1 protein-coding gene is annotated in these 629 nt (G+C 44.4%); it reads left to right on the top strand.

The window, feature by feature from the left end; translation table 11 throughout:
- Positions 1 to 629: Calx-beta domain-containing protein (locus tag AA089_RS23215; protein WP_046759414.1), on the top strand; the 629-nt coding region annotated here is incomplete at both ends.

Here is a 629-nt window from a genome sequence, read left to right as displayed (position 1 = left end):
GAACGTAAGTATTCCAATTACCGATGATACCGTAGGCGAGCCAACGGAAGACTTTACAGTCAACGGATCAGTGACTAGTGGCAACACAAGCAATACCACAGATTCAGGAACGGTTACCATCACAGATGATGATGCTCCAGCAATCAGTGTAGGCGATGTGATGGTCAATGAAGCAGATGGCACAGCAAGTGTACCGGTAAGCATTGACAATCCAAGCTCAGTAGATACGGTAGTAAGTATTACAACAGTAGATAACAGTGCAACGGATCCAAATGATTATACAAGCACGACCACTACGGTAACGATTCCAGCAGGTGCGACGAGCGTAAACGTATCGATTCCAATTACGGATGATATGATCGGCGAGCCAGTAGAAGACTTTACAGTCAATGGAACAGTTACAAGCGGAAACACGAGCAACACAACAGATAGCGGAACGGTTACCATCACAGATGATGACGTTTTAGGTTGTCCTTCAATAGTAGATTCAGATAACGATGGATTAACAGATTGTGAAGAAACAACAGGAATCGACGATCCAAGTACACCATTGATTCCAAATGACTTCGGTGTAGTACCAGGAAGTCCAAGTGATCCGAACGATCCATGTGATCCAGTAGGAATCAACA

The sequence above is a fragment of the Kordia jejudonensis genome (assembly GCF_001005315.1).
In the GTDB taxonomy this organism is placed as follows: domain Bacteria; phylum Bacteroidota; class Bacteroidia; order Flavobacteriales; family Flavobacteriaceae; genus Kordia; species Kordia jejudonensis.
The sequence above is the reverse complement of the archived record's forward strand: the minus strand, read 5'-3'. Positions and strand labels throughout refer to the sequence as shown.